Raw genomic sequence first — 8,110 nt, forward strand, 5'->3', positions numbered from 1 at the left:
GATATTTCTCATTTGAAAATTTGTAGCAAGTGTACCTTTTTTTATCTATTTTTATAGCTTATGTACCTTTTTTTATCTATTTTTGTAGCAAGTGTACCCTCAAAACGAAGGTTAGATTAATTATACTTTAAGATGAGAGCTATATGTAATGTTTAAAACAATTTTTGAGTATATATGCTATAAATTTTTCAAAGAGAAAGTCCTTTAAAGGGTATAGACGCTAGTAATTTACCAAAAGAAAAGCTGTCTAGGCAAGAGTATATACACCAAAGTAGGGCAAAACGCTATACAAAAGCATTAAATTTCTTACTAAATTTTTTGACGCTTTGAGTGTAAAAATAACATGATTATAGATTAGGATATAAATTTATCAATTTAAAGAGTTTAGGCGCAGATGCCCAAAAGGGCAGGGCTTGTTAGCCCTCGATGTAGTTTTTGAGTTTTCTACCAACTTTTGGATGTTTTAGTTTTTTGATGGCTGAGCTTTCTATCTGGCGGACACGCTCACGAGTGACGTTTAGTGCCTTGCCGATCTCTTCAAGTGTGCGGTCGCTCTCATCTTCAAGCAAGCCAAATCTCATGGAAATAACCGCCTTTTCGCGCTCATTTAGCTGCGAGAGCACATCGTCGATCTGCTCTCTAAGGTCACTTTTTAAAATTTGATCTATCGGTGATAGAGAAGTTTTGTCTTCAACAAAATCTCCAAATTTACCGTCCTCTTCGTTTGCGATCGGAGCTTCAAGGCTGATAGGCTCTTTTGTGATCTTTATCACCTGTTTTACCTTATCAACGCTTAGTCCGACCTCTTTTGCGATGACGCTTACGTCAGGCTCTTTTCCCTCTTCTTGGAGGTATTTTCGGTTGATTTTGTTGATACGATTGATCGTCTCTATCATGTGGATAGGTATCCTAATCGTCCTTGCCTGATCGGCGATCGCACGCGAGATAGCCTGGCGGATCCACCATGTGGCGTAGGTTGAAAATTTATAGCCTTTTCTATATTCAAATTTATCAACCGCCTTCATAAGGCCGATGTTGCCCTCTTGGATGAGATCTAAAAACGGCAAGCCCCTGTTTGTATAGCGTTTCGCGATACTTACGACTAGACGGAGGTTTGACTTGGCCATTCTAGCTTTTGCTTCGTCTGAAATTTTCTTTCCACGTTTGATCTGCTCTAAAATTTCTTTTAGTCTTGCTGGCTCAAGGTCAAAGCCTTGTTTGCTCGCCTCTTTTGTCGTAAAAAGTTTTTTGATCTCGACGTATGTTGAGACCATCGTAGCCTCTGGCACGCGAGCTGCGATCTCTTCTTTGCTAAGCTTGATGATATCTTTTAATATGCTTTTGTGATTTTTCTTAAGCTCGTCACTAAACATCGGTAAGCGATACTCCAAGCGTTTTAGCTCTCTGTCAAATTCATCGTCGCTTTTTAGTGCTGTCTCCATTGATTTTACGATCTCGCTAATTAGCTTACTTGTTGGGCCAAGGTCCATCAGCTTCTCTTTTAAAATTTTCTTTTTAAACGCAAGCGTCATCTTTGAAGCTGTGTCGTCGCTTTCTACTTTATCTTGCTTGTTCGCGGTCTTTAGCCACTCTTTTTTAGCCTTTTCAAGGGCTTTAAAGCTCTCTATAACTTTTTCTGCGCGCTTGTCGTTTTTGGCTGATTTTTTAGGAGCTTCGTTCTCTTCGTTCTCCTCGTCCTCTTCATCTATATCCTCTTCGCCATCTTCGTTTTCATTTTCGCTCTCATCTTCAAAGCTTTTAAAAAGCTCTTTTACACGGCGTTCTCTATTGATGAGCGGCTCTTTGTAATCAAGTATGAAATCGATCAAAAACGGCACCGAACAAAATGCGTCGATGATGATATCTTCGCCAAGCTCAATCCTCTTGCTGATCTCCACCTCCTCTTCTTTTGTAAGAAGTGCGATCTGACCCATCTCTCTTAGATACATCCTTACTGGACTATCTGATCTTGACCACTCTAAAAGGTCGCTCTCACTTGAAAGATCGAGGTCCTCGTCGATATCTTGATCACTTTTTTGAGCATTTTCTTGACGTTTTTTGGCGTCAGCTAAATTTCTAAGCTTTGCAGCTTCAGCAGATGTGATGAGCTGAACTTTGTTTGTTTTTGCTAGTTGTTCTATCTTTTTTACTACCGTAGCCGTCGGAGCTTTGTCTAATAATTTTACTAATTTTTCGTATGTCAAAAAGCCTTTTGCATTTTCAACAAAAAGCTCTTCTATCTGAGAAAAAGAGTCTTTTGCGGCGCTCATAAATTTCCTTTCAAATCGTATCATTGTGATTTAAGTGTTGGTTAAAAGAAAGTGGATTATACCCAAAATTTTTTAAAAGTGTATAAAAAGAAAGTTGGAACGATGATTGCTTAGTAGCTATAAAAATCAAATTTTGATTAGGAAAATTTATGCAAAATGGTTATTATCAAGCCACTGCTGGCATGGTAACGCAGTTTAACAGACTAAATGTCATCTCAAACAACCTTGCAAATGTAAATACGATCGGCTACAAACGAAACGACGTAGTCATCGGCGACTTTGCGAGAATTTTTAAAGAGACGCAAGATGAGCTTCCGCTTAAAAATCATACAAAAGACGGAGCTAAATTTCTAAATAGAACGCTTGATCGTGTGCCACAAGTGAGCGAAGAATACACCGATTTTAGTGCTGGTGGCTTTAAATACAGCTCAAACACGCTTGACTTTGCGATAAAAAGAGACGATGCCTTTTTCTTAGTCGATACTCCAAATGGCGTAAAACTAAGCAAAAATGGCTCTTTTAGCCTTGACGCGGATGGCTACATCGTCACAAAAGAGGGTTATAGGGTACTACCAAGTGGCTATGAAGCGCAAAATCCAGGTCAAAGAGGCATCCAAGTGCCACAAGGCGAGGTGCTAACCGTTGATAAAAATGGAAATTTATACTCAAATAACAATCAATTTTCTAAATTTTACATCGCTCAGCCAAGAGAGATAAGAGACCTTAAAAAGGTTGGCGACAACCTCTTTGAAACGAGAAATTTTAACGACATAACCGAGCTTGACGAGGCTGACAGCGTGATGCAAGGCTACGCTCAAATGTCAAATGTAAATCCAGTCTTAGAAATGGTGGGTCTTATAGAAACCCAGCGCTTAGTTGATATGTATCAAAAGGTTATGACAAGCCACATGACTGACCTTAACCAAGATGCTGTTCAAAAACTAGCCCTAAAAGCTTAATAAAAGGATAAAACTATGATGAGATCACTTTACACTGCGGCCACTGGCATGATCGCCGAGCAGACGCAGATAGACGTAACCTCACACAACATCGCAAACGTAAATACCTATGGATATAAGAAAAATAGAGCTGAATTTGCCGATCTTATGTATCAAGTCATGGAGTACGCAGGCACGGCGACAAGCCAGACTACCACAAGCCCGACAGGCATCGAAGTAGGCCTTGGCGTGCGCCCAACAGCGATAAATAAAATTTTCTCTCAGGGCTATTTTAAAGAGACTAGCAACAACCTAGATATGGTCATAGCTGGCAACGGCTTTTTTCAAATTCAACTCCCTGATGGCACGACGGCTTATACTAGAAACGGCGCATTTAAGCTTGATGCAAACGGCACGATCGTAAATAGCGACGGCTACCAGCTCATCCCTCAGATCACTGTCCCTGCAAATGCGACGCAAATTTCAATAGGCACAGACGGTACCGTCTCAGTGCTTCAAGCTGGCGAAACCGACATGGCTCAGATAGGTCAGATCGAGCTAGCAAATTTCATAAACCCAGCCGGTCTTCACTCGATGGGAGATAACAACTACCTTCAAACAAGCGCTAGTGGCGACGTGGTGGTAGGTGTAGCAGGCCTTGACGGACTTGGCACCATTAGACAAGGCTTTGTCGAGATGAGTAACGTGCAACTTGTTGAAGAGATGACTGATCTTATCACTGGTCAGCGCGCATACGAGGCAAACTCAAAGGCGATAACTACGAGTGATTCGATGTTAGAGATAGTAAATGGACTTAAAAGGTAGGTAATATGGACGCGACTTTGGCTATTGTTGGACTTATACTCGTTGCTTTTACGCTTGATGTTTTTTACTTTTCACATAAGACCCCAAAGAGCAAGGGTCCAAAAGGGCAGGTGCATTAAATTTATAGAGCATTGTAAATTTGGCAGTCTTCGTCGTTGCCTAGCTCGCAGGACTTGCCAAAGTACTTTTTGGCTAAATTTTTATTGAATTGGGTGACTTGCATTTGAAATAATATAAACAAACTGATATAAGGTTGGTTAAAATCCTTGTTCATTTAAGCTTTTGTATAAGTCGCAACCGCCTTGTAAGCCCAAGTCACAAGCTCTACCAAAATATTCTTTAGATGTTATTTCATCAACTTTCTCAATAGGTACTCTGTCATGAATCACCTTGCTTCTATCATCAAATAGCACTGTTGAAATATATGCACTCTCTTCTGTATCCTTTTGCTTTTTAATCATTGAATTGAATCCACCTATAGTATCTGCTTCCAATCCGCTCATCGATCCACTTCTGTCCAAAATATAAACTATTTCTGTTAATGTCTTTTTCATAAGATTTCTCCTTCAAATTTGTTTTGTAGTCTTATGATACATCAATCAAAAGAAAAAAGGTCAACCCTAAGGCGACCTTTTACATTTAACTTGAAAGCGGTTCCAATCCAAAGTCAAAGAGCACAATATCTATTTTTATTACATTGTAATCTTCATTCCTGATAAAGTATTCCACCACCTTGTCGGTCTGTGAAATAGGTGAAAGTGCATATCCTGCAATTCTTAAAAAGTCCACAGTCTCATCAATATTCAATCTAAGTCCGACTGCAAGTGCCAGTACTTTCTCTTTTGAAGGCTTTACCTTTCCCTTTAGAAGCTTTGAAAAATACTGCTTTGATATATTTGAAGTTGCGTAAACCTCGGAGTTTTTCAATCCCTTCTTGTTTATAAGTTGCTGTAAATGTTTTTCAAAAGATTCAGTATATATCTTCTTTAATGCATCCTCCAGTGATTCGGAAATATTCTCAGGCTTCCTCTTTCTCAAGAAATTCGGTATGTTTAAAGGTGAAGGTATATACTCCTGTTGAAGTTCGCTTACTTCTGTTTCTCTTGCATTCCAATCCTGATATGGAGGCTCTTTGTAACCAAAATATTCCTCATCATCTTCATTGTGATAATCATCTTCATATGTGTCGTAATCTTCATCTACCGGCAGATGCTCTGTAGCATTGGCCGCCGCTACATAGTCATCATCTATAAACTCTATAACTTTATCCACCAGAATACCGGAAACCCGTACCGCATCACTTCCGAAAACCACAAGAAATATTTCTATTTCATACTCTTTTAAAAATTCCGTGAAGGCTTCTACAGCTATAACTACACCGATTTCTTCCGGAAATCTGTATGTACCTGTTGCAAGCAAAGGAAATGCAATAGATTTGCAATTATTTTCAACTGCCATATGCAACGCTTTGTCATAGCACTGCCTAAGTATAGTAAGTTCGTTACTTCTTCCGTCCTTCCAAACAGGACCGCTTACATGAATAATGTATTTGGCATCAAGATTGAATGCAGGTGTAATACCGACATCCCCCGGATATAAATTTCCAAGCTTTCTTCGCTCCTCTAAAAGCTCTTTGCTTCCTGCCGCATTATATATGGCAGTCTCAACTCCACGTCCTATAAAACTGTAAGGATTTACTGTATTTACAATGGCATCCGCTTTTACATTAGTAATATCATTTCTTATAATCTTAAAAGGCACTATACTACCTCCATTTATTTATATCCCAATTATATACTAATCTATCCGCTTATTCCACATATATAAAGCCTTTTTACTTTTCATGCACCAGTTTACCGGTCATATGGTCAATACTCATTACATACATTTTCACTCTGCTGCCTGCGCTTTCAATTTCCTTTTCAATGGATTCCGGACTTGGATAAAATCTTTTAGCAAGTCTCCTCAGCTGCTCATATATCTTTTCCTTGTCTCTCATTTCTTCTACATACCCCAGACATACAACACTTTTGAATGTATTTGCCCAGTCTCCCTCTTCTATATGACCCTCATCTGTAGTTGTAAAACATACCTTGTTATCCTTTCCCAAAAGATCTACCTTAAGCCCTTGCAGTGCACCATGAAAATATATTCTACCGTCAGTTTCATCAAAATATTGATTTATCGTAACAGCATAAGAATATCCGTTCTCACCATTCATAGCTATAACTCCTCTTGGTGCACTCCTTAGTATTTCAACGCACTCCTCTTTTGACAGCAGCTGTTTAAATCTTCTCATTGCTCTAAATTCCATCTTATCTCCATTAAATTTTAAATATTCTAACTCATAAACAGGCCTATGGTAAAACCCATAGGCCTGTAATTTCTAGTTTTCTTTCTTTTTTCCAAGATTCAGTGACAATATCAACAGGAATGCACCCATTACAGTTCCTATTACTAATGCCAGCAAATACATTACAGGATTTGTCACAGCACCTACCAAAACCGCAAACATTCCACCATGTGGAGCCTTTGATCTGCAGTCAAAAATCATGCTGAGTGCACCTGCCACACCACTTGATAAGAACAATGGCGGTATTACTCTTATAGGATTACTTGCCGCAAAAGGTATTGCTCCCTCTGTTATAAATGCAAATCCCATTACATAATTTACAAGAGCACTTCCTCTTTGTGTTTCAGGCCAAAGATTCTTATAAATCGTAGCTGAAAGTGCAATAGCAAGCGGCGGTATCATTCCTCCTACCATACTTGCAGCCATCACATCACTGCCTGAAGTTCCTGATGTTGTAACAAGCGCTGTTGCCGTAACATATGCAGCCTTATTTATAGGGCCACCCATATCTATGGCCATCATTGAACCTACCACAAAGCCTAAGACAATCTTTTCACCACCACTCATACTTTCAATAAAGTTCCTAAATGATGTCATAATAAATGCCATTGGTGCATTTATTACAAAGAGCATCAGCACACCCATTATAAATGATCCAAGTACCGGAAACAGGAATATAGGCTTTATTCCATCAAGTGATCGTGGAATCCAAGAAAATGCATATCTTAGTGCAAATATTATACCTCCGGCCAAAAATCCGGCTACTAAGGCTCCCAAAAATCCTGAAGGTGTATAGCTTAGCCATTCTGCACTCTGCAATCCAAGTATACTTGGATTTGCTAAGATTCCACCTACCATACCTACTATAAATCCTGGTCTGTCAGCAATACTTCTTCCTATGAAACCTGCCAGGATAGGAAGCATCATACTAAATGAAAGCTTACCTAAAACGAACAAAAGTTCTGCAAACTTATTATAGCTTGGATCCTCAGGATTGAAAGCATTGATTCCCCAGAAGAATGAAAGAGCGATAAGTATTCCTCCGGCTACTACAAATGGCAGCATATTGCTGACACCTTCCATCAAATACTTGTAAATCTTTCTTCCTACACTCTCACCCTCTGTGCTTTCACTGCTGCTCTTTTCACCACTATGATGATATATAGCTGCATTTCCGTCCAAAACAGTTTGAATTAATTCCTTAGGCTTATTTATTCCGTCAGCAACCTTAGTAAATAAAGTAGGATGTCCGTCAAATCTTGCAATTTCCACTTTCTTATCTGCTGCAACGATAATACCTACAGCTCTGTCAATATCCTCTTTTGTCAGTTTATTCTCAACACCTATCTGTCCATTAGTTTCGACTTTTACATCAAGTCCCATTTCCTTGGCAGCTTCCTTTATCTTTTCTGCTGCCATAAATGTATGCGCAATACCTGTAGGACAGGCTGTAACAGCAATAATGTACTTCTTGCCTTCACTGCCTCTTTCTTCCTTAGGCTCTTCTTTTACCTCTTCGGTTGACTTTACAAAGTCTTCAAAAATTGTCTTTACTTCTTCCTTTGTTGCAGCATTGTCAAGCTTTCCTTTAACATCAGGATTCATCAAAGCTGTTGACAGTGTTGCAAGTGCCTTTAAATGCTCATCAGCTCCATTTGCAGGTGCACAGATCATAAAGATATGCTTAGCCGGCTGAGCATCAAAACTCTCCCACTCTACGCCGC

The 8,110-nt window shown here is 39.3% G+C and carries 7 protein-coding genes; 2 read left to right on the forward strand and 5 right to left on the reverse strand.

Annotated elements, in window-relative coordinates:
* Positions 1-416 precede the first annotated feature (416 nt).
* The gene (rpoD, locus tag Q0296_RS10185) at positions 417-2,270 is read right to left on the reverse strand and encodes an RNA polymerase sigma factor RpoD (protein ID WP_298040235.1); all 1,854 of its coding nucleotides are present in this window, start codon (positions 2,268-2,270) and stop codon (positions 417-419) included.
* A gap of 149 nt (positions 2,271-2,419) precedes the next feature.
* Here rpoD and Q0296_RS10190 point away from each other — a divergent pair, with 149 nt between their 5' ends.
* Positions 2,420-3,229: a flagellar hook-basal body protein gene (locus Q0296_RS10190; protein WP_298040237.1), complete on the forward strand. Its 810-nt coding sequence runs from the start codon at positions 2,420-2,422 to the stop codon at positions 3,227-3,229.
* Positions 3,230-3,244: 15 nt separating this feature from the next.
* Entirely contained in the window at positions 3,245-4,033 is a 789-nt protein-coding gene (flgG, locus tag Q0296_RS10195) for a flagellar basal-body rod protein FlgG (RefSeq protein WP_002942100.1), read from the forward strand.
* A 257-nt stretch (positions 4,034-4,290) separates the two neighbouring features.
* On the opposite strand, the gene Q0296_RS10200 is transcribed toward flgG, so the two are convergent.
* The 4 genes from Q0296_RS10200 to Q0296_RS10215 all read right to left on the reverse strand — a co-directional run.
* Positions 4,291-4,587: a hypothetical protein gene (locus Q0296_RS10200; RefSeq protein WP_298040240.1), complete on the reverse strand. Its 297-nt coding sequence runs from the start codon at positions 4,585-4,587 to the stop codon at positions 4,291-4,293.
* Between the two features lie 85 nt (positions 4,588-4,672).
* Positions 4,673-5,794 (reverse strand): macro domain-containing protein, encoded by a 1,122-nt coding sequence (locus tag Q0296_RS10205; protein WP_298040253.1) that lies wholly within the window; start codon positions 5,792-5,794, stop codon positions 4,673-4,675.
* Between the two features lie 73 nt (positions 5,795-5,867).
* On the reverse strand, positions 5,868-6,347 hold the full coding sequence (locus Q0296_RS10210; protein WP_298040256.1) for a pyridoxamine 5'-phosphate oxidase family protein: 480 nt from the start codon (positions 6,345-6,347) through the stop codon (positions 5,868-5,870).
* Positions 6,348-6,419: 72 nt separating this feature from the next.
* Positions 6,420-8,110 (reverse strand): fructose-specific PTS transporter subunit EIIC (locus Q0296_RS10215; RefSeq protein ID WP_298040258.1); only part of this gene is annotated, 1,691 nt, incomplete at its 5' end.

Source organism: uncultured Campylobacter sp., assembly GCF_937890585.1.
Lineage (GTDB): Bacteria > Campylobacterota > Campylobacteria > Campylobacterales > Campylobacteraceae > Campylobacter_A.